Source organism: Janthinobacterium sp. GW821-FHT03A03 (genome assembly GCF_059421435.1).
The window spans coordinates 1-22,115 of sequence record NZ_JBWKUZ010000020.1 but is presented as its reverse complement, the minus strand read 5'-3'; the positions used below and the strand labels follow the sequence as shown (position 1 = coordinate 22,115).

Genomic DNA, 22,115 nt, shown 5'->3' with positions numbered 1-22,115 from the left:
AACGCCTCGCTGTAGCAATGGCGCCTGCGGGCGCCATTTTTTTTCGTGTCAAAGAAAACAACGCCCGTCTGCAAAACGCATTATAATTTTTCGATAATTTCTTTTCGGAAAGTTTTCTCATGCATTCCCTGCGTCTCTTCTCCCTGGCCGTTCCTCTCGTCTTGTTGCTGAGTGCTTGCGGTGGAGGCGGCGGCGAGAGTGCGCCTGTTACCCCTCCCGTGACGTCGACCGGTCCGACGGCGCTAGTGGCCTCGTCCACGGTGGCGAACCGCTGCGAGAAGCCGCGTACGGGCAGCAGCGTGGATCTGCCGGGTACCCTGCCCGATGAACTGACGTGGGTGCGCAGCTGGATCGATGAAACGTATCTGTGGTACCGCGAAGTACCGGCCACATACCAGCCGCAGAACTTTGCCACGCCCATTTCCTATTTCGATGTGTTGAAAACAACGGCCACGACGGCGTCCGGCAAGCCGAAGGACCAGTTCCATTTCACCTATACGACGGCCGAATGGGAAGCCTCGCTCAATGGCGTGGAACTGGGCTACGGCATGCTGCTGGCGCTGACGCGCACCACGCCGCCGCGCAAGGCGGTGGTTACCATTGTCGAGCCAGGCTCGCCGGCCGACCTGGCGGGCTTGCGCCGCGGCGATGAGCTGCAAACCGTCGATGGCGCCGATTTCATCAATGCCCCTGACGCAGCCAGCGTGAAGATCATTAACGCCGGCCTGTCCCCTGCAGCGCAAGGCACGCACACGCTGGCGTTCAGCCGCAATGGCTCGCCCGTCTCCGCGAGCCTGCAGGCGGTGGAAGTCAACACCAGCGCCGTGCTCAACCAGCGCGTCATCGACACGCCCACGGGCAAGGTGGGCTATCTGACGTTCAACACCCACAACAATGTGGCGGAACGCCAGCTGGTCGAGGCGATGCGCCAGTTCCAGGCGGCCGGCATCAGCGACCTGGTGCTCGACGTGCGCTACAACGGCGGCGGCTACCTCGATGTCGCCAGCGAACTGGCCTACATGATCGCCGGTCCGCAGGCTACTGCGGGCAAGACGTTCGAGCAGGTGCTCTTCAATGACAAGACCAGGCCGCAAGCGCCCGTGCCATTCCATGCGCAGAGCCAGGGCTTTGCCGGGCCGAATCCCCTGCCCAAGGGCACGCCTTTGCCTACGCTGGGCCTCAAGCGCGTGACCTTGCTGACGACGGGCAATACCTGTTCGGCCAGCGAAGCGATCATCAACGGCTTGCGTGGCGTCGACGTGCAGGTCAACCTGATCGGCGGCAGCACATGCGGCAAGCCCTATGGTTTTTATCCCACGCCGAATTGCGGCACCACGTATTTTGCCGTGCAGTTCCAGGGCGTCAACGCCAAGGGCTTCGGCGACTTTGCCGATGGCATGGCGCCGACGTGCGACGTGAAGGACGACTACCAGCACCCGCTGGGTGACCCTGCCGAAGGCATGCTGGCGGCGGCGCTGCGCTACCGCAGCAGCGGCAACTGCACGCCGGCCACGGGCGCGATCCGGCTGCCGGGTTCGATGGAGAGTCCGGCCGACACGGCCATGCGCCTGCTGCGCCCGGCCTACAAGGAAATTGCTGTGTTGAACCGGTAAAGCCCGATTTTGCCCCCCTTCCTGGGCAAAGGTGGGGCGGTTTCCTGCTCATAAATCTTTCGATATAACAATTTTGATATATGAAAGAACGAATCGATTCGTTCTGTAATAACTGGCATCTTGATATCTTTCACCTTCTCCCTAACCTTGAGAAGCGCAAAGATGCCTATACAATTCAAGTTACCACCGCTCACCATAGCCGTACTGGCCGTCCTGGGCGGTTCCGCATGGCAGGCGCACGCGCAGACGCAAGCGCCCGCAGCGGATCTGCAGTCGGCGGCCACCCCGCCCGCCGTCGTGGTCACCGGTTCGCGGATTCCCCGCGCCAGCCTGGAGGGACCATCGTCCGTCACCATCCTGACGGGCGATGAAATCACCAAGCAAGGGTACAAGAACGTCTTCGATGCGCTGACCAACCAGGTACAGAACAGCGGCTTTACGCAAGGCGAGGACTTTGGCAACACCTTCACGCCGTCGGCCAATACCATCAGCCTGCGCGGCCTCGGCCCGAATCACACCTTGATCCTGCTCAATGGCCGCCGCCTGGCCGACTTCCCCGTCGCTTACGAAGGCGCCGTCAACTTCACCAACCTGGCGAATATCCCGTCAAGCATAGTCGACCGCATCGAGATCCTCAACGGCGGCGCCTCGGCCATCTATGGTTCCGACGCGATCGCCGGCGTGGTCAACGTCATCCTGAAGAAGCAGACGGAAGGTTTCGATATCAACGTCAAGGCGGGCGGCACCACGCGCGGCGGCGCCGGCAACCAGCGCGTGCAGCTGACGGGCGGCGGCAATTTCGACAAACTGCATACCTTGTTCAGCGTGGAGCTGAGCCAGCGCGATCCGCTGTCGAGCCTGCAGCGCGACTTCATGGCCACCCGCTCGGGCACGCCGACGAATATCGCGTCGCGCCGCGTGGTAAAGGCGGGTACTTCCGGCACCTACGTGGACCTGGGCGACACCTGCACGCAGTTCGGCGACCTGTTCGGCGGCAGCACCGTCAAGTACCAGGCGAAGAACGGCAGCTATTGCGCCAGCCCGAAAGTCGGCCCCACATACTGGACCACGCAGACCAAGAACCGCAGCCAGAACGTGTTCGGCAGCGCCAACTATGAGCTGTCGCCGGAAACGACCTTGTTCGCCGACTTCCTGATCGGCAAGAACTCGACCGAGAACAATACGCGCGGCCCGACGTGGACGTCGTCGTCGACGGGCAGCAGCTATTTCCGCAACCAGAATACCAATCGCTACGAAGCGTGGACGCGCTATATCTCGCCAGAGGAAATGGGCGGCGTGGAGCGCTACAACCGCAAATGGGACGACCTGGCCACGGCCATCTCGCTGGGCGCCAAGGGCCGCGTGCCGGGCACCAGCAGCTGGCAATACGAAGCCAATTACAACGCCTCGGTGTACAAGAGCGAAAGCCACACGCCGCGCGCGCTGGCCAATATCGACGGCTTCTTCCTGGGGCCGAAGCTGGGCACCGATGCCGCCGGCGTGCCGGTCTACGCGCCGGATCCGGCCCGCCTGTCGCGCCGGGTGACGGCGGCCGAGTTCGACAGCATCACGGGCAATTCCGACAGCGACGACAAGGCCTGGACGAATACCCTGAGCCTGGCTACCAACGGCGACCTGTTCCAGCTGCCCGCTGGCGCGGCGAAGATCGCCACCATCGCCGAAGTGGGCAAGCAGGGCTTCAGCAACGTGCCCGACGCGCGCCTGAACGAAGGCTACTTCAACGTCGCCACCAGGTCCGACATCACGGCCGGCACGCGCACCCGCTATGCGCTGGGGGCGGAACTGAATCTGCCGCTGCATGAAAAGCTGACCGGCACCCTGGCCGGCCGCTACGACCGCTACAGCTTTGCCGGCCGCCATGACGGCAAGTTCACCTATAACGGCGGCCTGGAACTGCGTCCCGCGCCTGAACTGCTGTTCCGCGCCAACTACGCCACCAGCTTCCGCGCACCGGACATGAACTATATCTACAAGGCGCGCGGCACCGGTTACTATTCGAGCACCACCGACTACTACCGTTGCGGCGCCGCCGGGCAGGCCATCGATAATTGCGACTACGCGAACAAATCGCCGGGCGCCGACTATGTGCAGAACGGCAGCAAGAATCTGCAGTCGGAGAAGGGTAAGTCGTTCGGCGTGGGCGCCGTCTGGTCGCCGACATCCAATTTCGACGTCTCGGTCGATTACTGGAATATCAAGATCGACGACCTGGTTACCAACCTGAGTTCCGACAAGATACTGCGCGATGAAGCCGATTGCCGCCTGGGCAAGACCGACATCAACTCGCCGACCTGCGTCGATGCCCTGAACCGCGTCGAGCGCTTTGCCGCCAATGCGCTGAACCGCGCCGGCGAGATCAAGACCATCACCGTCAATCCGATCAACGCGGCCAGACAAAGCAGCAGCGGCATCGACATCAGCGTCAAGTATTTGCTGCGCACGACGGACTATGGCCGCTTCGCCTTCAAGGCCAATTACGCCAAGGTGCTGAGCAATAAATCGCAGCAATTCGTCGGCGACGAAGAGATCGACGAGCTCAAATCGCTGAACAATTCGGACTGGCGCGACAAGCTCAACCTGAGCGTTAACTGGAGCGCTGGCGACTGGTCGAACACCTTGCTGGTCAGCCGCTACAGCAAGATCCCGAACGCCGCCGGCAAGGCCTATCTGACGCCGACGGCGCTGGCCAACATCAGCACCGTATATCGCATCAATGACCGCGCCACCGTTTCGCTGATCGTCAACAACGTGTTCGACAAGATCAAGCGCGACGACAGCGGCGGCTGGCCGTACTACCCGGTGGGCAGCTACAGCCCGCAAGGCCGCCAGGGCTGGGTTGAATTCAACTACCACTTCGGCTCATAAGTCGAACTTGCCGGAGCACGGCCGGAACAGCCAACGCTGTTCCGGCTTTTTTATTTTCCGCTGCGTTTTTAGCCGACCGCCCCTCTATAATTGCCCGCTTGTCCACTCTCGATGGAGTTTGCCCATGCCACGTCACGCCCTGTTGTCCGCCGCCCTGTTCACCGTCTTTGCCGCCAGCGCGCATGCCGCGCCCGCCCTGACGACGGTGGCCGAGCGCTCCGCTTTCCTGCAGACGGGCCGCTATGCGGAAGTGGAAGCCCTGTGCCGCCAGTTTCAGTCGCGCTATCCGAAGCAGGTGCGCTGCGTGGAGTTCGGCCGCACGCCGGAAAACCGCCCCATGCTGGCGCTGGCTGTCTCCAAAACGGGCGCCCTGACGCCGGCCGAGGCGGCGCGGCGCAAGCTGCCCGTGCTGCTGGTGCAGGGCGGCATCCATGCGGGCGAGATCGATGGCAAGGATGCGGGCTTCCTGGCGCTGCGCGAAGTATTGGAGGGCAAGGCGGCGCCCGGCGCGCTCGACAAGCAGGTCTTGCTGTTCGTCCCCGTCTTCAATGTCGATGGCCATGAGCGCTTTGGCCAGTGGAACCGCCCGAACCAGCGCGGCCCCGTGGAAATGGGCTGGCGCAGCACGGCGCAAAACTACAATCTGAACCGCGACTATGTGAAGGCCGATTCCCCCGAAATGCAGCACATGCTGGCGCTGGTCAACGCCTGGGATCCGCTGGCTTATGTCGACCTGCACGTCACCGATGGCGCGCAGTTCGAACCCGATATCTCGATTCAGGTCGAACCCGTGCATGCGGGCGACGCAGCCCTGCGCGTGGCCGGCACGGCTTTGCGCGATAATGTCCTGACCGACCTGGCCAGGCAGGGCTCGGACCCGAAGCCGTTCTATATTTCGTTTGCCGAGAACGACAATCCGCAATCGGGCTTTGTCGATTCGACGCCGAATCCGCGCTTCTCGCATGGCTATTTCCTGCTGCGCAACCGCTTCGGCATGCTGGTGGAAACCCATTCGTGGAAGGATTATCCGACCCGCGTGCGCATCACGCGCAACACCATCGTCTCGCTGTTGTCGCAAATGGCGCAGCATGGCGCGCAGTGGCGGCAAACGGCGCTCGAGGCGGACGCGCGCGCCGCGCAGCTGGCCGGCGCCACCTTGCCGCTTACCTATAAAACGACGGACAAGAGCCGCATGATCGCGTTTCGCGGCTACGCCTATACGCGCACGCCATCCGAGGTGTCGGGCGCGCTGATGACGCGCTACGACGAAACCACGCCGCAGATCTGGAACGTGCCGCTGCGCGACGAGATCGTGCCCGACCTGCAGCTGGCCGCGCCGAAGGCCGGCTACCTGGTGCCCGCCGCGCAGGCGCCGATGGTGGCGGCCAAGCTGCGCCAGCATGGCGTGTCGTACCAGGTGCTGGCCACCGCGCCCGGCAAGCTGCCGGTCGAAGCCTTCCGCGCCACGCAGGTGAAATTCGGCGCGCAGTCGTTCGAGGGCCGCCAGACGGCGGCCGTGCAGGGCGAGTGGCAGCAAGAGGAGCGTCCGGTCGATGCAGGTGCGTTGTACGTGCCCGTCAACCAGGCCAAGGCGCGCCTGGTCGTCGCGATGCTGGAGCCGCGCGCGCCCGATTCCCTGCTGGCCTGGGGCAGTTTCAATACGGCCTTCGAGCGCAAGGAATACATGGAAGAATACGTGGCCGAAGATGTGGCCCGTGCGCAGCTGGCGGCCGATCCGGCGCTGGCGGCGCAGTTCCACCAGAAGCTGGCCGACGATCCCGCGTTTGCCAGGAATCCGGCCGCGCGCCTGGAATTCTTCGCCCGCCGCCACGCCTCGTGGGATGAGCGGCTGAATCTGTACCCGGTGCTGCGCACGGATGTCGCGCCGGCGCTGAAGTAAGGGAAGCCGCGCGCCTTGCTAATTTGCAATGTGCGCGGCGCGGAAAATGGTATTGTGCCTGTTTTCCCGATCAGGGCTTCCAGTGGAGCACCAGCGCATGCCGCAGCAAACACCGAAAAAAATTCTTATCCTGAGCGTTTCGGCCGGCGCCGGCCATATGCGCGCAGCGCAAGCCATCGAGGCATACGCGGCGCGCGATGACGGCGCCGGCCCAGCGGCGCTGGCCAGCCATCTCGACGTGATGGATTTTGTCACGCCCGCATTCCGCAAGCTGTACACGGATTTTTATATCAAGCTGGTCAACAAGGCGCCCGCGCTGTGGGGCTATCTGTACCATGCCACCCACGACGCGCCGCGCGACAGCTCGATGCAGCGGTTGCGCCGCGCCGTCGAGCGCCTCAACACGCGCGCGCTGATGGCGCAGATCGCCGCCTTCCAGCCCGATGCGATCATCTGCACGCATTTCCTGCCGGCGGAACTGCTGTCGCGCGCGCTGCGCCAGGGGCAGCTGGCTTGCCCCGTGTGGGTGCAGGTCACCGATTTCGACTTGCACCGCATGTGGGTGCATGAGCAGATGCAGGGCTATTTTGCCGCTACCGACGAAGTGGCGTTCCGCATGCGCCACGAAGGCATTCCTGCCGAACGCATCCACGTGACGGGCATCCCCATCATGCCCGCCTTTGCGCAGGCACCCGACCGCGCGCAGTGCGCGCAGGCGTTTGGCCTCGACCCGCGGCGCACGACGATCCTGCTGATGGGCGGCGGGGCGGGACTAGGCAGCCTCGATACCATCGCCGCGCGCCTGCTGGCGCTGGATGGCGACTTCCAGCTGATCGTGCTGGCGGGGAAAAACGCCGCCGCGCTGGCGGCGCTGCAAGCACTGGCCGGCCGCTATCCGGGCCGCCTGCTGGCACAAGGCTTTACCAGCGAAGTCGAGCGCCTGATGGCGTGCGCCGACCTGGTGATCACCAAGCCGGGCGGGCTGACCACCTCGGAATGCCTGGCCCTGGGCTTGCCCATGATCGTCAATTCGCCGATTCCCGGGCAGGAAGAGCGCAACGCCGACTATCTGCTGGAGCAGGGCGTGGCCCTGAAGGCATTCGATGCCGTCACCCTCGAATACCGCGTGCGCCTGTTGCTCGATCATCCTGAGCAGTTGCAAGCCATGCGCGAAAAAGCCCTGGCGCTGGGCCGTCCGCGCGCCGCCGCCGACGTGCTGGTGCAGGTATTGGCGCAGAGCGTGGCGCCGGAGCCGGCGTGACGGGCGCCGTGGCCAAACCCTGGCAGATCGCCCTGACGCTGGCCTGGGTGGCCCTGCTGGGACTATTCTTCGCCCAGGTGGAAATCCAGATCGAAGGCGCGGCCGGCTGGGCCGCGAACCTGCCCACCTGGCGCATCGAAAGCCACTGGCTGCTCGATATCTTCTGGGGCGGGCGGCCGATGACGGGCTACCATGCCTGGGTCTTTCCCTTCATTGCCCTGTTCTTCCATTTCCCCATGCTCTTCCTGGCGCAGTGGTCGCTGCGCCTGGAATACCGCGCCATCGGCTGCATCATGCTGTTCTGGATCATCGAGGACTATCTGTGGTTCGTGCTCAATCCCGCCTATGGCGTGGCGCACTTCAATCCGGCCCACATCGCCTGGCACAAGCACTGGCTGTGGTGGGCGCCGACCGACTACTGGGTATCGCTGCTGCTGGCCGGCGTGCTGCTGTGGTTTTCATACAAGAGGAAGTCATGACCTTTTCGCCTGTCCTGCTGTTGTTTTTGACCCTGGCGGCCGGTTCCGCCGGCGCGCAGGCGCGCGTGGCGCCCGAGCGCAACGCCGAGTGGGCGAGGCCGCTGCCGCACGTGTCGAACCTGCACCAGGTCACCCCCGTCCTGTTCCGCAGCGCCAAGCTGGACAGCGCCGACGTGGCCCAGCTGCAGACGCTGGGCGTGAAGACGGTGATCAGCCTGCGTTCCTTCCACTCCGACACGCAGGTGCTCGATGGCAGCGGCATCCGCGCCGTCCGCATTCCCATCAATACCTGGGCCATCCGCGACAAGCATGTGATCGAGACCATGCGCAGCATCCGCGCCGCCGAACAGCAGGGCCCCGTGCTGCTGCACTGCCTGCACGGCGCCGACCGCACGGGCCTGATGGCCGCCATGTACCGCATGTTGTACCAGGGCTGGCCGCGCGAGAAGGCGATCGACGAGCTGAAAAATGGCGGTTACGGCTATCACGCCGTGTGGAAGAATATCGAAAGCTACCTCAAGCGCGTCGACGTGGCGGCGCTGCGCGCGCAGATCGAACAGGAGAAACCATGAAGACCTGGCTGTTCGCACTGGCCGCCGGTTATCCGCTGGCCACCCTGGCGGCCACGCCTGCGCTCGATTTGCGCGATGTCAGCAAAGCTGGCATGCCCGGCAAGACCTTTGTCGCCACGACCAGCATGCCGGCCAGCGTGGCCACCGTCTGCGCGGCCATCCAGGATTTCGCCGGCTATCCGCAGTTCATGCCGAATGTCGACAAGATCAAGGTGGCAGCTGCCGGCGGCGGCGCTTCGCTGGTCGATGTCACGCTCAAGCTGCCGATGGGAAAAATCAAGCAATACCGGCTGAGAATGACGCCCAAGGTGCTTGACGCCAGCTGCAGCTTGTCCTGGAAGCTGGTGCCCATGGAGGGACTGAAGGTGGAGGACACCATCGCCGACACCAGCGGCTACTGGCAGCTGTGGTCGGATCCGCTCGATGCGGGCGCTGCCGCCGTCAAGTACCAGGTGTACACGGATCCGGGCCCGGTACCGATGGGCCTGGGCTGGATCGTCGACAGCATGAGCCGTGACAGCATCCCGAAAATGTTCGACGCGCTGCGGGCGCGGGTGGCCGCGCGCAAATAGCCGGCGCAGCGGGGCCGCCACTGCACGCCGGCGCGCCACTTCAGGCATGATGTCGTTTCATTCACACATCTGTCCGGAACCCGCATGGAACACCACAGCTTCCTCATCAATATACTGTTTTACCTGGTGGCCGCCATCATCATGGTACCGCTGGCCAAGCGCCTGGGCATGGGCGCCGTGCTGGGCTACCTGGTGGCCGGCGTCGTCATCGGGCCGTGGGGCCTGGGTCTGATCAAGAATGTCGAGGTGATCCTCAGCTTTTCCGAATTCGGCGTGGTGCTGCTGCTGTTTTTGATCGGCCTGGAACTGGAGCCCAGGCGATTGTGGCTGCTGCGCCGTCCCATCTTCGGCTGGGGCGGGGCGCAGGTGGGCGTCGTCAGCGCGGGCTTGTGCGCCGTGGCGATGGCTTTCGGCGTGGACTGGCGCACGGCGCTGGTCGGTGCGCTGGGGCTGTCGCTGTCGTCAACGGCCATCGTGCTGGCCACCCTGGGCGAACGAAAATTAATGAGCACGCCGGCCGGTTCCGCCGGCTTTTCCATTTTGCTGTTCCAGGATATCGCCGCCATTCCCATGATCGCGCTGGTGCCGCTGCTCGGTGGCCTGGTCGCGCATGGCGGCGAACCGGGCTGGCTGCGCGTGGCCAAGCTGGCTGCCGTGCTGGCTGCCCTGGTGATCGGCGGGCGCTTCCTGGTCAACCCCATCCTGCGCTTCATCGCCAGGACGGACTTGCGCGAAATCTTCACGGCCTTTGCCCTGCTGCTGGTGATTGCCATCTGCGTGCTGATGGAATCGGTGGGGCTGTCGATGGCGCTGGGCACCTTCATGGCTGGCGTGCTGCTGGCCGACTCCGAATACCGCCATGAGCTCATTTCCGACCTGGAGCCGTTCAAGGGCTTGCTGCTGGGGCTATTCTTCATCGCCGTCGGCATGTCCGTCGATTTCGGCGTGCTGCGCGCCCAGCCGCTGCTGATCCTGGCGCTGGTGGCCGGCTTGCTGGCGGTGAAAATCGCCTTGCTTTACCTGCTGTCGAAATTTTTCGACATTCCCCGCGGCCAGCAGCTGTTCTTTGCGCTGCTGCTGTCGCAGGGCGGCGAGTTCGCCTTCGTCGTCTTCGCCACGGCCGTGGCCGCGCACGTGTTTTCGCCGCAGACGGGCGCGCTGCTGGTCGTCGTTGTCACCGTGTCGATGGTGGCCACGCCCTTGCTGCTGCTGGCGCACGACAAATTCGTCGCGCCGCGCCTGCAGGGTGACAAGAAGCGCCGCCCCGACGACCATATCGAGGCGCAGGACAACCCCATCGTCATTGCCGGCTTCGGCCGCTTCGGCCAGATCATCGGCCGCCTGCTGGCGGCCAACAAGATCGGCGTGACGGTGCTCGACCACGACCCGGACCAGATCGAGCTGCTGCGCAAGTTCGGCTTCAAGGTGTTTTATGGCGACGCCACCCGCGTGGACCTGCTGGTGGCGGCCGGCATCGAGAAAGCGAAGGCGCTGGTGATCGCCATCGACAATGTGGACGACAGCCTGGCCCTGGTCGACGCCGTGCGCCTGCGCCTGCCCGAGCTGACGATCCTGGCGCGCGCGCGCAACGTCACGCATTACTATGAACTGATGAAGCGGGGCGTGACCCTGATCGAGCGCGAGACGTTTGCCGCGGCGCTGCTGCTGGGCGAGCAGACCTTGCGGCAGGTGGGCTTCAGCGCGGAACGGGCGCAGCGCGCGGCCGGCATCTTCGGCCGGCATAACCTCAAGACTTTGCTGGAAGTGGCGCCGCACTTCCAGGACCAGCAAAAAGTCATGTCGCTCACGCGCCAGGCGCGCGAGGAGCTGGAAGACATGTTCGAGAGCGATGCGGCGGCGTTTGCGGCCGAAAACGTTGCAGAATCGGGTGCAGACCCTCGGCACCGCTAACGCAGAGGCTTGCGCTAACGTGCGTGGGGGGCTGCCCCCAGCCTTTGCTTTGGGCTTACTTCCCCCGCTTCGCTTCGATTGCCTCGATCTGGTCCATGATGCCGTTCATGCGCGCCACCAGCGCCTGGTACGGTTTCGGCGAGGCCAGGTCGACGCCGGCCGCCTTCACCAGATCATACGGGTAGGCCGAGCCACCCGCGCCGAGCATCTTCAGGTAGGCGGCCAGCGCGCCCGGTTCCTTGTCGAGGATGCGCTGCGCGAAATCCTGCGCCGCCGCGATCGAGGTGGCGTACTGGAACACGTAGAAGCCGTGGTAGAAGTGCGGCACATACGCCCATTCCAGCGCGTAGGCGGGATCGATGCTCATGATGCCCTGCGCTTCGCCATGGTAGCGCTTGAGGATGCCGGCGTAGATGGCCGTGATCTCTTCGCCCGTCAACGATTCTCCCTTGTCCACCTTGCCGTGGATGGCTGCCTCGAATTCGGCGAACATGGATTGGCGGAAGAACGTGCCGCGCAGGTTTTCCAGCGCCGCGCCCAGGTACAGCAGGCGCTCGTCGTCATCCTTTGCCTGTTTCAGGCGCGCGTCAAGCAGCAGCGCCTCGTTCGTGGTCGAGGCGATTTCCGCGACAAAGATGCTGTACGGCGCATAGATCGACGGTTGCGCCTGGTTGGCCAGCACCGAGTGCATGGCGTGGCCCCATTCGTGCGTCAGGGTGCTGACGGCTTCGTAATTGTCCGTGTAATTGAGCAGCACGTAAGGGTGCACGTCGTACGCGTCGCCATTCATGTAGGCGCCGGCCACCTTGCGTGGGCGTGGATACACATCCATCCAGCGCGCATCCACGGCGGCGGTCAGCGCCTTGACGTAGTCGGAGCCCAGCGGCGCGGCGGAAGCGAGCATCATCTGCTTGCCTTCGGCCAGCGGGAAGCTACGCTCGCTTTTCAGCAGCGGCGCATACACGTCGTAATAGGCCAGGTCCTTGACGCCCAGCATGCGCGCGCGCAGCTTGAAGTAGCGGTGCAAGGTGGGCAGGTTGGCATTGGTTTGCGCAATCAGGGTCTGGTAGACGGCCGGCGGCAAGTTGTCGGCGTCGAGCGCGGCGCTTTGCGAATCGGCGTAATGGCGCACCTTCGCGTTGGCGGCGTCCGTTTTCAGCTGGCCGTACAGGGTTTCGCCGAACGTGCGTTCGTATTCTTTCCACTTGCCGAAGAAGGCATCGAACACCCGCTTGCGGTCGGCGCGGTTGTCGTCGCCCCGGTATTTGGTGTAGGCCGCCTGGTCGAGGCGCACCTCCTTGCCGTCCGATAGTTTGATGGTCGGCCACGGGATTTCCGCATTGGCCAGGGTGCGGTAGACGCTGGCGGCCGACCCTGTCGCCAGGCCGAACTGCGCCACCAGCTGTTCACCGGCCGCGTCCAGCGTATGCGGCGCGCTGCGCAGCATGTTGCTCAGTTGAAAACGGTACAGCTGCAAGCCCTTGTCTTTCGCCAGCATGGCATCGATGCGCTTGGCGCCCAGGGCGAGGATCTCCGGCTGCAAAAAGGTGGTGGCCTGGGTGAAGTCGTTGCCCAGCAGGGCGGCGCGCTGGTTCAGCTGGTTGCCCTTGCTGTCGCCCGTATCCTGGTCGTAGTACTGCGCCGCATAGGTGGTGAGCGTATTGACGCGCTTGCGCGCATCGGCGTACAGGTCCAGGCAGCTTTTCAGGCGGGCCGGCGAGGCTTTCAACTGCCCCTTGCAGCCAGCCAGCTGCTGCAGCTGGGCCGACAGCCGTTTCGCGTCGGCGTCGAACGCGGCATCGTTTTGATACAGCGCCGTCAGATCCCAGCGGTCGGCCTGGCGGTCCGTGGGCGCAGGTGCGGCAGTGGCGGTGGCGAGCCCGAGGGCCAGCAGGGAGAACAGCAGGGGGCGCTTGAGCGCGGATGGCGTCATGGTTCATTCCAGTGAGGTTGTCGGAAGAATGCGTGCTGGCCGCCGGGCAGGAATGCGCGCGTGACACATCGCGTACCGGCAGAGCTGACTACGGTACCTCAAATGGACGCAGGGGGAAAGAGGGCGGATGCCGCCACCAGGACGGTGGCGGCGAAACAACATGAGGTTTACAGCGGTTGCAGCGGGATGGTGCCGAAGGTGGTTGGCGTCGAGCATGGCTCTTCGTCAAAGGCGATGTCGCCCATGGGGTTGGCCACGCCGTCCGCCTTCAAATCCTTGAAGCCGAACAGTTTCGGGTCCATCAAATGCGATGGGGCCACGTTCGACAGCGACGAGAAGATGCTTTCCACGCGGCCCGGGAATTTCTTGTCCCATTCGCGCATCAATCCCTTGATCTGCTTGCGCTGCAGGTTTTCCTGCGAGCCGCACAGGTCGCACGGAATGATGGGGAAGCCCTTGACTTCCGCATAGCGCTGCGTGTCTTCTTCCTTCACATACGCCATCGGGCGGATGACGATGTGCTTGCCGTCGTCTGACTGCAGCTTGGCCGGCATGCCTTTTAGTTTTCCGCCGAAGAACATATTCAGGAAAAAAGTTTCCAAAATATCATCGCGGTGGTGGCCCAGGGCGATCTTGTTGGCGCCCAGCTCGTCGGCCACGCGGTACAGGATGCCGCGGCGCAGGCGCGAGCACAGCGAGCAAGTCGTCTTGCCTTCCGGAATCAGCCGCTTGACGATGCTGTAGGTATCCTGGTTTTCGATGTGGAAAGCCACGCCCAGTTCCGTCAGGTAGGCGGGCAGGATTTCCGGCGGGAAATTCGGCTGCTTCTGGTCCAGGTTGACGGCAACGATATCAAAATGAATCGGCGCGCGTTCGCGCAAGGTTATCAAAATGTCCAGCAGCGCATAGCTATCCTTGCCGCCCGACAGGCACACCATCACCTTGTCGCCGTCTTCGATCATATTGAAGTCGCCGATGGCTTGGCCCACCAGGCGGCACAGGCGCTTGTGCAGCTTGTTGTTTTCCAGGGCGATCTTTTCCGCCTTCTTGCGCGCCAGTTTCTGCGCTTCCGCGTTGGCCGGGAATGCCACGGCCGTCATCGTCGTTTCCAGCACGGCGTTATTGCTCATGTTGTTCATGCTTCATCCTTGATCTTGAATACTTCCACGCCCACGCCTTCGCAGTCGGGATACACATCCGGCTTCATGCTCGACACGCGCGCGGCGCGCACGCGCGGGTGGGCCAGCATGGCGGCGAGCACGTCGTCGACCAGGCTTTCCTGCAGCTGCACATGGCCTTGGGCCATGCGTTTGGCGATGGTTTCGCGCATGAAGTCGTAGTCGACCACTTCTTCCAGCTGGTCATCCTTCGGCGTCGACAGGGCCAGGGGAATGTACAGGTCGACGTTGATGAGGACGCGTTGCTCGCCTTTTTTTTCGAAGTCGTAGACGCCGATGTTGATGAGGACTTCGTAATTGCGCAGGAACAGCCGGCGGCAATCGGCCAGGCGGGGGTGGGACAGGGCGGACGACATAGTTTTACCTTTTAGGGAATGCTGGAATGCTGGTTGTTTGGCAGGGCTGCTGATTATTTGGTCAAAAACATGACGTCGCGCGGCAATCCGATCAAGTGCTGGCCGCCGTCGACCAGCAGGGTCGTGCCCGTCAGCGCACGCGCGCCGGCCACGTAACAGACGCTGTCGGCCACGTCCTCAGGCGTGCTGGAGCGTCCCAGCGGCGTGTTTTCATGCGCCTTGGCAAAGTTCGCTTCCGTCTGCTCGCCGGAGACCATGGTGATGCCGGGGGCAATGCCCACCACGCGCACTTTCGGCGCCAGCGCCTGGGCCAGCATGGTGGTCGCCGACAGCAGCGCCGCCTTGGACAGGGTGTACGACAAAAAATCAGGATTGAGATTGTACAGTTTTTGGTCCAGCAAGTTGATGACCACGGCTTGCCCGCCGCTCGGGGTGGCCTGGTACAGGGCCTGCGCCAGCAGGATGGGGGCGGCCAGGTTGGCGTGCATGTGGGCGTCCAGCGCCGCGACGGAAAAATTGCCCGCATTGTCGTATTCAAACAACGATGCGTTGTTCACTACACAAGTGACGGGTCCCAGCGCCGCCTGCGCCTGCGGCAGCAGCTGGCGCACGGCGTCTTCCTGCGCCAGGTCGCAGGGAAACGCTTGCGCGCGACGGCCCAGCGCCGTGATTTTCGCCACCAGGCTGATGGCGTCCTCGCGCGAGTCGCGGTAATGGACGGCGATATCCCAGCCGTCACGCGCCAGGCCCAGCGCGATGGCGCGGCCGATGCGGCGCGCCGCGCCCGTGACGAGGGCGACGCGGGGTGTGCTGTCGAATGGCGTTGTCGTTGCGTCTGTCATGTCTTTGCTATGGTTGAGATATTCGGTGGACGCCGCACTGGCGGCATGCGCCGCCGATTCGCTACAATGCGGATATGTCTCTTCCCGCACCCGATAGCGACGCGCTGGCCGCGTCCCATGCCTTGCAGCACCAGATTGCCGCCGAAATCGCGCGCAATGACGGCGCCATTCCCTTTGTCCGCTTCATGGAGCTGGCGCTGTATGCGCCTGACCTCGGCTATTACAGCGGCGGCGCCGCCAAGCTGGGCAAAGATGGCGATTTTACAACCGCACCGGAGATTTCGCCCCTGTTCGGCGCCACCCTGGCCCATGTGGCAGCCGCTATTATGGCGCAAACGGCCCCGCGCATCCTCGAATTCGGCGCCGGCACGGGCAAGCTGGCCGTTGATATCCTGACGGAAGCAGCGAATGCCGGCATTCATGTGGAACAGTATGCGATCGTCGAACTGTCCGGCGAATTGCGCGCGCGCCAGGAGCGGGCGCTGGCCGCCTTCCCGCAGGTGGTGTGGCTCGACGGCTTCCCCGACAGTTTCGAAGGCGCCGTGTTCGGCAATGAAGTGCTGGACGCCATGCCCGTCAACCTGATCAGCAAGACGCCCGGCGGCTGGTGCGAGCTTGACGTCAGCATTGCCGACGGCCAGTTTATCTTCGTCGAGCGCCCCGCGGGCGAGGATGTCGCGGCGCAGATCGCCGCCCAGGTGCCGGATGCGGATGACTTGCCAGTCGGCTATGTCAGCGAGATCCACGGCGTCGCCTGCGGCTTCATGCGTTCGCTGGCACGCATGCTGACCGCCGGCAAGGGCGGCGCGGCCGTGCTGCTCGACTACGGTTTCCCCGGTCACGAGTATTACCTGGGCCAGCGCGCCACGGGCACCCTGATGTGCCATTACCGCCACCATGCCCATGCGGAGCCATTTTATTTGCCCGGTTTGCAGGATATTACCGCGCACGTGGATTTTACGGCAATGGCCGTGGCGGCGCAGGATGCGGGGCTCGACGTGCTCGCCTACATGAACCAGGCCTCCTTCCTGCTGGGCGCCGGCATCGGCGACTTGTTGCTACGCACGGATCCCGCGCAGGCCAGGGCATATCTGCCGCAGGCGAGCGCCGTGCAGAAACTGCTGTCGCCAGCCGAGATGGGAGAGTTGTTCAAGGTATTGGTGGTGGGGCAAGGCGTGGAGTTGCCGGAAACCCTGTTGTCAGGTGACCGCAGCCACCGCTTGTAATATCAAGGCAGGGCGTTAACGCCCTGCAATTTCCTGTCCGCCGGTGGTTATTATCTTGTCATATCGTATATGATGACCGACACAGCACGGTTCCATCCTGCAAGAACCCGTCGCCGCGCACCGATTTCAAGATAGAACGATGGGAAAGATACATACACACTATGACAACCTGAAAGTGGCGCGCCTGGCGCCGCAGGAAGTCATACGTGCCGCGTACAAGGCCCTCAGCCAGAAATATCATCCAGACAAGAATCCCGGTGACGAAAAGGCGGCCCGCATCATGGCCATCCTGAATAGCGCCTACGGCACCCTGTCCGACCCCCAGCGGCGCCGCGAGCACGATGAGTGGATCGCCGCCGAGGAATGGGAAATCGAATGGCTGGAAAGCACCCACCACGAAGAAGGCAAATCCAAGGATGGCAGGCAGCATGGGCATCAGCATGAGCATGCGTGGGCGAAGGATGTGCCGCCGACGGCGGGCAAGGCACAGCGCGGCGCACTACCGATCTGGCGCAACTGGCGCTGGTGGCTGAGTCTGCTTGTTTGCCTGCTGCTGGGCTGGCTGGGCGCCTTGCTGATGCTCGATACCTCGCAGCCCATGCCGACCGCGCTGGCGTCGGCCTGGAGCGGCCTGGCCCACGATGGCGCCAAGCCGTCCGCGGAGACGGCGGGGCCGGGCGCGACCGCCACGCCACCGGCAAAGAACGAGACGGTGGCCATCGATAGCTGGGCAGTGGGCAAGCCGTATGCGGCCGAACCGGCGCAGCCCAAGGCGCCCGAGATCCGCGTGCAGGCCGTTTCCCAGCTCAACCTGAAGCCCAGCCGGCCTGTCTGCGACGGCACTGGCCAGGCCGAGTCTGCGGGACTGGTGGCGCCGAACGGCGAGCCGTGGCCGGCGCAGTCCGGTTATGTCGACGGGTTTCCGATCAGTAACAAGGGCGATGAGCTGGCTTTGACCATCGACAACAGCGGCAATGCGTCGCCCGTGTTCGTCAAACTGTATGACACGGAGCGGCGCTCGAATGTGCGCTACCTGTTTATCCTGGCGAACGACAGGCTGACGGTGGAGCAGCTCAGCGCTGGCAAGTATGAAGTGCGTTACCAGGCTGTCGGACCCGGCCAGGACAGTTGCGACGGCAAGACGCGCAGCAGCGCACCGGCGCACGCCCCCGGTCCGGCCTCGGCCGAAGGGAGTGCGCAGAATCCTGTTGTAAGCGGCATCTAATCTGATTATGCTTGATATGCGTCAAACGGCTTTCATCTCGAATCTATCCTTTAGGAGCAGCATCCATGACCGACCTCAAAGCCGATGCCGATGACAATTGGCTGCTTGACGAGGATGAGCCGGTGGCGAGTCCTGCCGGACTGGCCGCCCCTGACCAGCGCCTGTGGCGCGTCCTGATTGTCGATGATGACGTCGACGTGCATGCGGTAACGCGGCTGGCGCTGCGCAATGTCAGTTTCAAGGGCCGTGAACTGGAGCTGTTCTCCGCCTACAGCGGCCGCGAAGCGTATGACATCCTGCGCGACACGCCCGATATCGCGCTGGTGCTGCTCGATGTGGTGATGGAAACGGATGATGCGGGTCTGATCCTGGCCAAGCGCATTCGCGCCGACCTGAACAACTCCATCGTGCGCGTCGTGCTGCGCACGGGCCAGCCGGGCCAGGCGCCCGAGCAGCGCGTCATCATCGAATACGATATCAATGATTACAAGGCCAAGACGGAACTGACGACACAGAAGCTGTTTACCACCGTCATTTCGGCCCTGCGCGCCTACGAGAGCCTGATGATGCTCGAGCGCAGCCGCATCGGCCTGGGCAAGATCCTCGCCGGCGCCACCAATCTGTACCAGATCCACTCGCTGCGTGAATTCGCCTCTGGCGTGCTGAACCAGGTCAGCGCCATTCTCGACGTGGGTGCCGACGGCGTACTATGCCTGATGCAGGGCGGCGCCGGACGGCCCGAGGTGGTTGCCGCCACGGGCACCTACGCCATGCTGGCGGAGTCGGAAGCCATGCCGGTCAACCACGCGCTCACGCCCACCATCGACAAGGCCTTCGCGGAAAAGCGCAGCCAGTTCGAGCATCCGGCCAATGTGCTGTTCATCCATACGGAGGGCAATCGCGAGCTGGCCATTTCCGTCACGCCGCCGTGGCCGCTGGCGCAGATCCAGCGCGACTTGCTGGAAGTGTTTTGCCAGCGCATCGCCGCCGCCTTCGATAACCTGTATATGTTCGGCCAGCTGCGCAAGGCGCAGGAAGCCACCGTGGTGGCCCTGGCCGACCTGGCCGAGTTCCGCGACAGCGACACGGGCGGCCATGTGCGGCGCGTGCAGCAATTGTCGGACGCCATCGCCCGCCGCATGCAGCAGCGCGGCGTGTACCCGGACGAGCTGACGCCGCAGCTGCTCGACATGATCGGCCTGGCGAGCATCCTGCACGACGTGGGCAAGGTGGCCACGCCGGACGCCGTGCTGCTCAAGCCGGGCCGGCATACGGACGAGGAGCGCACGCAGATGCAGCTGCACGCCAGCGTGGGCCGCACCATTCTCGAGCGGGCCGCCAACATGGTCGATGGCGTCAGCTACCTGACGTACGGCGCGCAGATCGCCGGCGGCCACCACGAGCATTTTGATGGCGCCGGCTATCCGAACGGCCTGAAGGGGCGCGACATCCCGATTTCCGCGCGCATCGTTGCCGTCGTTGATGTGTTCGATGCCTTGCTGCATGAACGGCCGTACAAGGAACCCTGGCCGTATCCGCAAGTGCGCGAATATATCGAACAGCGCAGCGGCAGCCAGTTCGACCCGGAAGTGGTGGCGGCGCTGCTCGACCTGATCGACCACGAGCCGCAACTGTGGCATCCGGAGCGCGCTGTCGCTTGAGTTATCGGCTTCGTTGCCAGTTTCCGGCGTTGCGCCATTCCCTTGGGCGCGCCGCCGGCATATACTCGGCAGCCTCATGCAGGCTGGCGCCATGCACCAGTGTGGTGCGCCGCTGAGTTTTCGGACATCACGACATGAAAGAACTCAAGGGCCTTAGCGCACTGATCATTGAGCCGCATCCGGGCATGCGCTCGAGTCTGCACAATATGCTCAACCTGTGCGGCCTGGCAAAGATCGACGATGCGGCCAGCTCCGGCCAGGCGATCCGCATGCTGGGCAGTAAATCGTATGACCTGATCCTGTGCGAATACGACCTCGAAGGGGGGCAGGATGGCCAGCAGATGCTGGAAGACTTGCGCCATCACAAGCTGATGCATGCCTCTACCATGTTCTTCATGGTCACGGGCGAGGGCAGTTTTGCCAAGGTGGTCAGCGCCGTCGAGCTGCTGCCCACCGATTACATCCTGAAACCTTTTACGGCTGACAGCATGCTTGAGCGCATAGGCCGCGCGCTGGACAAGCGCAACGCCTTCGTGCCCGTATATGAACTGATCGACGTGGGCAATGAGCGCGCGGCGATTGCCGCCTGTACCGAGGGAGCCAGCCTGTACCCGCGCTATGCGACCGATTTCATGCGCCTGCGCGCGGAACTGCATCTGCTGCTGGGCGAAGCGGCCGACGCCGAGCCGATCTATGCGGCACTGTACGAGGCCAAGGCCATCGGCTGGGCGCGCCTGGGCCAGGCCAAGACGCAGTTTCTGCTGGGCGAGTATGAGGCGGCGCAGGGCATGCTGGAAGGCTTGCTGGAAAACAACAAGCGCTTTCTCGACGCCTATGACTGGCTGGCGCGCACGCACCTGGCGCAAGGCAAGCCGCAACTGGCCCAGGCAGCCCTGAGCGAAGCGGTGGCCCTGTCGCCGCATGCCGTGCGCCGGCTGCGCCGGCTGGGCGAGGCGGCCCTGGCGGCCGACGATATCGAGATGGCGGAAAAAGCCCTGAAACTGGTGGTAAGCAAAGCCAAGTATTCCGAGTTCCGCGATCCGGAAGACCATGTGCGCCTCGTGCAGACCCTGGTGCGCAAGGGCGATCCGCTGCAGGTGGGCGCCGTGATCCGCGACCTGGACAAGTCGATGGGCGGGCAAAAGAATGTGGAACTGTGCAGCGCGGTGTGTAGTGCCATGCTGCATGCGCATACGGGCAATGCCGAGCGCTTGCAGCAGGCGCTCGATGCGGCCCTGCTGGCCAACCGCCACGCTCCCGGCGGCTCGAATGCCTTGAAAACGGAGCTGGCGCGCCATTGTCTGGCGCATGGACGCGAAGACGGCGCCGCCGAGGTGATGCGCGAGGTCATGCGCAATGCGCCCGACAGCGCCGCCATGACGCGTGCCATGGCCGTATTCGAACAGGCGGGGCGCGATGAGCTGGCCAAGGCGCTGGCGCGGCAAAGCCGCCAGGAGGTGGCCGACATGGTGGCGGCCGGCGCGGCCAGGGCGGGCGAAGGCGACTTCCGCGGCGCCGTCGAGTTAATGGACGAGGCCGTCACGCGCCTGCCCGACAATCCGCAAGTGGTGTTCAATGCGGCCGTGGCCGTATTGAAATGCATCGAGCATGAAGGCTGGGACGAGCGCATGGGGCAGCAGGCGCTGATTTTTATTGCCGGCGTGCGCCGCCTGGACCCGCGCAACCCCAAATTGCCCGTGCTTGCAGGCTTGCACCAGCAGTTACTGCGCAAATATAAGCCTCACGGCAGCTCCTGGATGCATCCGTCCGAGGCTTAATGAAGGGTGCATGACGGGAAAATGCGGTTTGCAGGCAGGAGGGATAAAAAAAATGCGAAAAAGAGCGACTTTTTCGCGCCAACCCTTGCACATTCTCAAATCGGGAGCTTATAATCACGCCCCGAAGCAGCCAACTTCTTCTTTATAAGCAAATGCAGCAGTCAGGCATCAGTAAATAAGGTTGACAGTTGTGAGTAGATGCTTCATACTCTGCGGTTCCCGCGGAGGGGTGGCCGAGTGGTTAAAGGCGACAGACTGTAAATCTGTTCTCTATGAGTACGCTGGTTCGAATCCAGCCCCCTCCACCAAGTTTTTGCAAGGAAAACTGGGTAGTAGCAAGTAAGTGAAGATAAAGTGAACGATACCTCGCGGGTGTAGCTCAATGGTAGAGCAGAAGCCTTCCAAGCTTACGACGAGGGTTCGATTCCCTTCACCCGCTCCAGTTTCCGTTCAGATGCTTGATGCATCGCATGCAACAAATTACAGCCCTTGTAGCTCAGTGGTAGAGCACTCCCTTGGTAAGGGAGAGGCCACGTGTTCGATCCACGTCAAGGGCACCAGAATTCGCAGTAGGCAGCACAGAAGCAATTCAAACCAGACCGTCGGGCGTGTGCCTGAGCAATCTAATCAAATCATTAGGAGTTCAAAATGGCAAAAGGTAAATTCGAACGGACCAAGCCGCACGTTAACGTCGGCACCATCGGCCACGTCGACCACGGTAA

General features: G+C 63.4%; 16 protein-coding genes, 3 tRNA genes and 1 pseudogene. 16 read left to right on the top strand and 4 right to left on the bottom strand.

The window, feature by feature from the left end:
* Positions 1–119 precede the first annotated feature (119 nt).
* The 8 genes from AC07VI_RS24485 to kefC all read left to right on the top strand — a co-directional run bounded on the left by AC07VI_RS24485 (position 120) and on the right by kefC (position 11,194).
* Positions 120–1,613 carry a S41 family peptidase gene (locus tag AC07VI_RS24485; RefSeq protein ID WP_099420341.1) on the top strand — a complete coding sequence of 498 codons (1,494 nt, stop codon included), beginning with the start codon at positions 120–122 and terminating at the stop codon, positions 1,611–1,613.
* 162 nt (positions 1,614–1,775) lie between these two features.
* On the top strand, positions 1,776–4,499 hold the full coding sequence (locus AC07VI_RS24480) for a TonB-dependent receptor plug domain-containing protein (RefSeq protein WP_492992214.1): 2,724 nt from the start codon (positions 1,776–1,778) through the stop codon (positions 4,497–4,499).
* Positions 4,500–4,623: 124 nt separating this feature from the next.
* The gene (locus tag AC07VI_RS24475) at positions 4,624–6,399 is read left to right on the top strand and encodes a M14 family metallopeptidase (RefSeq protein WP_492992216.1); all 1,776 of its coding nucleotides are present in this window, start codon (positions 4,624–4,626) and stop codon (positions 6,397–6,399) included.
* A gap of 97 nt (positions 6,400–6,496) precedes the next feature.
* Entirely contained in the window at positions 6,497–7,660 is a 1,164-nt protein-coding gene (locus AC07VI_RS24470; protein ID WP_172404823.1) for an MGDG synthase family glycosyltransferase, read from the top strand.
* Positions 7,657–8,139, top strand: coding sequence for a hypothetical protein (locus AC07VI_RS24465; protein ID WP_492992218.1), 483 nt, complete (start codon positions 7,657–7,659; stop codon positions 8,137–8,139). The genes AC07VI_RS24470 and AC07VI_RS24465 overlap by 4 nt, the downstream gene beginning before the upstream one ends.
* Positions 8,136–8,711, top strand: coding sequence for a dual specificity protein phosphatase family protein (locus tag AC07VI_RS24460; protein WP_492992220.1), 576 nt, complete (start codon positions 8,136–8,138; stop codon positions 8,709–8,711). Before AC07VI_RS24465 ends, AC07VI_RS24460 begins: the two co-directional genes overlap by 4 nt.
* Positions 8,708–9,283, top strand: a complete 576-nt coding sequence (locus AC07VI_RS24455) for an SRPBCC family protein (protein ID WP_099420340.1) — start codon at positions 8,708–8,710, stop codon at positions 9,281–9,283. The genes AC07VI_RS24460 and AC07VI_RS24455 overlap by 4 nt, the downstream gene beginning before the upstream one ends.
* 84 nt (positions 9,284–9,367) lie before the next feature.
* Positions 9,368–11,194: a glutathione-regulated potassium-efflux system protein KefC gene (kefC, locus tag AC07VI_RS24450; RefSeq protein ID WP_099374890.1), complete on the top strand. Its 1,827-nt coding sequence runs from the start codon at positions 9,368–9,370 to the stop codon at positions 11,192–11,194.
* A 55-nt stretch (positions 11,195–11,249) separates the two neighbouring features.
* Here kefC and pepF read toward each other — a convergent pair whose 3' ends face one another.
* From pepF to AC07VI_RS24430, 4 genes are all read right to left on the bottom strand, one after another.
* A complete protein-coding gene (gene pepF / locus AC07VI_RS24445) occupies positions 11,250–13,127 on the bottom strand; it encodes an oligoendopeptidase F (protein WP_492992223.1) in 1,878 nt (625 codons plus the stop codon).
* Positions 13,128–13,294: 167 nt separating this feature from the next.
* Entirely contained in the window at positions 13,295–14,227 is a 933-nt protein-coding gene (gene ttcA, locus AC07VI_RS24440) for a tRNA 2-thiocytidine(32) synthetase TtcA (protein WP_492996242.1), read from the bottom strand.
* Positions 14,228–14,262: 35 nt separating this feature from the next.
* Positions 14,263–14,661: a dihydroneopterin aldolase gene (locus AC07VI_RS24435; protein ID WP_046682033.1), complete on the bottom strand. Its 399-nt coding sequence runs from the start codon at positions 14,659–14,661 to the stop codon at positions 14,263–14,265.
* Between the two features lie 53 nt (positions 14,662–14,714).
* Positions 14,715–15,503 carry an SDR family oxidoreductase gene (locus AC07VI_RS24430; RefSeq protein ID WP_492992225.1) on the bottom strand — a complete coding sequence of 263 codons (789 nt, stop codon included), beginning with the start codon at positions 15,501–15,503 and terminating at the stop codon, positions 14,715–14,717.
* Positions 15,504–15,577: 74 nt separating this feature from the next.
* Between AC07VI_RS24430 and AC07VI_RS24425 the strand changes: the two genes are divergently transcribed.
* The 8 genes and pseudogenes from AC07VI_RS24425 to AC07VI_RS24390 all read left to right on the top strand — a co-directional run.
* Entirely contained in the window at positions 15,578–16,729 is a 1,152-nt protein-coding gene (locus AC07VI_RS24425) for a class I SAM-dependent methyltransferase (RefSeq protein WP_099420336.1), read from the top strand.
* A 139-nt stretch (positions 16,730–16,868) separates the two neighbouring features.
* Entirely contained in the window at positions 16,869–17,954 is a 1,086-nt protein-coding gene (locus AC07VI_RS24420) for a J domain-containing protein (RefSeq protein ID WP_492992227.1), read from the top strand.
* Positions 17,955–18,019: 65 nt separating this feature from the next.
* Entirely contained in the window at positions 18,020–19,615 is a 1,596-nt protein-coding gene (locus AC07VI_RS24415) for a DUF3369 domain-containing protein (protein ID WP_086147085.1), read from the top strand.
* Positions 19,616–19,749: 134 nt separating this feature from the next.
* Entirely contained in the window at positions 19,750–21,393 is a 1,644-nt protein-coding gene (locus tag AC07VI_RS24410) for a tetratricopeptide repeat-containing response regulator (RefSeq protein ID WP_099374895.1), read from the top strand.
* A gap of 223 nt (positions 21,394–21,616) precedes the next feature.
* Positions 21,617–21,701: transfer RNA gene (locus AC07VI_RS24405), tRNA-Tyr, on the top strand.
* 60 nt (positions 21,702–21,761) lie between these two features.
* A tRNA-Gly gene (locus AC07VI_RS24400) sits at positions 21,762–21,835 on the top strand.
* Positions 21,836–21,878: 43 nt separating this feature from the next.
* A tRNA-Thr gene (locus tag AC07VI_RS24395) sits at positions 21,879–21,953 on the top strand.
* An 88-nt stretch (positions 21,954–22,041) separates the two neighbouring features.
* Positions 22,042–22,115: pseudogene (locus AC07VI_RS24390) on the top strand (GTP-binding protein); the annotation flags it as partial.